This is a genomic window from Pandoraea anapnoica, assembly GCF_902459765.1.
GTDB classification, from domain to species: domain Bacteria; phylum Pseudomonadota; class Gammaproteobacteria; order Burkholderiales; family Burkholderiaceae; genus Pandoraea; species Pandoraea anapnoica.
In genome coordinates, this window is record NZ_CABPSP010000034.1 from 1 (window position 1) to 2,077 (window position 2,077).

At 61.6% G+C, this 2,077-nt stretch carries 1 protein-coding gene and 1 pseudogene; both read right to left on the minus strand.

The window, feature by feature from the left end; all coding sequences use genetic code 11:
• The coding region (locus tag PAN31117_RS26875) for a DUF935 domain-containing protein (RefSeq protein ID WP_174991160.1) at positions 1–1,247 on the minus strand (1,247 nt) is incomplete at its 3' end.
• 8 nt (positions 1,248–1,255) lie between these two features.
• Positions 1,256–2,077 (minus strand): annotated as a pseudogene (locus tag PAN31117_RS26880) (hypothetical protein); the annotation flags it as partial.

Sequence of the window (2,077 nt, forward strand, 5' to 3'; positions counted from 1 at the left end):
GGTACTGTCAACACCGCTTCACCTGGCTTCGGCGCCGGAATCGACAGCTTTTCGCGCACGAAGTCCACGCCCATCGTCAGGCCCATGCTGACTAGCTTCGGTAGCGCGTCAGCGTATGCGGCCATGTCCTCAGGCTCCTGCGTCTCGAAGACCAGGCGCGGACACCGCAATGGCGATATGCCACCGCGATTGATCAGGATCATCGGCAGGATCAGCTCGCGCGTGATGGTGCGCTCGATCTGGCGCGCGTCCGAGGTGAGCAGGTCGTGTCGCACCTCGTTGTGCACGTTACCCAGGGCATTGGTTGATGACTTGCCGTCGGCCTGGCTGGTCAACGTCCCGCCGAGGATGACCTTGGACTGGGTGCTCTCGCACCAGCCGATCATTGCCATGAATGGCTGATGCGAGCCGTCCGCCGCATCTTTGAAGTCGATCTCCATCTCCTGGGGAATCACGGCCGCAGCGTTATGCCCCAGATCCACGATGGCGGCGAACAAGTCATCTTTCTCAGCGTCAGTGGCACCCGACCCGTATTTGCCGATTCGCATGGGCAGCCCGTGGATTTCCAAGAACTCGCCCAGGTCGCGCGCGCTGTAGTTCTTGAAGAGGTACGTCCACGCCAGCACGCGGTGCAGACCGCACCGCGCGATGTACCCCGATTTGGCTCGGTGGCGATGTACGATCCAGCCACCGGGCCACAACGGCTCGCCCGCCATGTCCGCGCTGCATAGCCGGATTTCGTCGAGGTTATCGGGCGGATTCATGAACCAGCCCTGCGGCCGGTGGTGAAACGCCTTCGGATACCACAGCTTGCCCAGGCGCGACCATTCAATCTCCTGTGGCGAGAAGCCTTGCCCGAGTGCGTCCATGCAGTCCAGCAGCAAATCCTCGAAATACGGCATGTCCATGATCCACTCGCGCACCTCCTCCGTGAGCTTCTGCTCTGCGGCGGTTGCGTTCTTCGGCGGCTGGATGTCGTAGTCGAGCGTGAGCAGCGCACGCTTGCGCTTACTCATCTCGGCGGCAATGTGACCATCCTTCTCTTCCATCTCCATGCCCAGGTCGGCCTGCTCGCGCAAGTGCCCGCGCTCAGCAGCGTCGAGTACCTGATAGAGCTTGGTCGGCGTCATGCCTCGCGTGGGATGCGTTGGGAAGGTCTGTCGCAGCCAGCCCACACGAGACGACTGCGGATCAGTCAGCGCTTTACGCTCGAACGGCACGCCATTCATATCAACGATCTTGCCCATGATTACCTCTAGATTGCCCCGTTGCCGAAACGCCCTCGTGCGGACGGTCGATCCCGCATCGGGTCGCGCCGCGCGTCGGTGCCGGAGTTGCCGCGCTTGGGAACCGGGATGTAGCGACTGCCATACGCTCGCCCGCGCGTCTGCGCGATCATCCATAAGATGTGCAATGCAGTAAGGCCGTCGTAGTGGTGGCCGCTTTGCTTTTCTGGCCAGGTATCCAGTTCCGCCAGGAGCGTTGTCTGCGCCTTGTTGAAAATGATTTGCGGCGCGGCGATGTCCGTGACGAACGGCTCCAGCGAGTCGATGCGCACCTCGGGTGCAACGGTGGCCGTCACGCCGACAAGCGGCAGCGGGACGCCTTGTTGCAGGCCCGCCTTGATCAGACTCTGCCGCGCCCACTCGTAGGCGTTGTTGTTCTCGAAGCCGATGGCCAGACAGTTGAATTCCTTCTGCATCTTGATCAGGTCGGACTCCAGCTTGGACGGCACCCGGCGTTTGATCTCGGCAAGCAGAACGTGGAGTTTCAGTGAATGCACATCCAGGCCACCAACGACAATCGAGGATGGGTCGCTCTTCTCGTTCGCGCCCATCGACGGATCGCACGCGCCGAAGATCAACCACTGCGCAGCACGGTGTTCCCAATAGGTGATGTGGCTGAACACACGATCCTCATCGGCGCGTCCGTCACCCTGCATTTCGGTCGCGAAGGCGCGCGGGGATTTGGCACGCTGGCGCATCAGCCAGAAGAGCGAGCGCACTTGCGGCCACGACGTGACCGCGCCTTCGTCCATCATTTCCTTGTTCTCTAGATAGAACCGATATGACGGCAG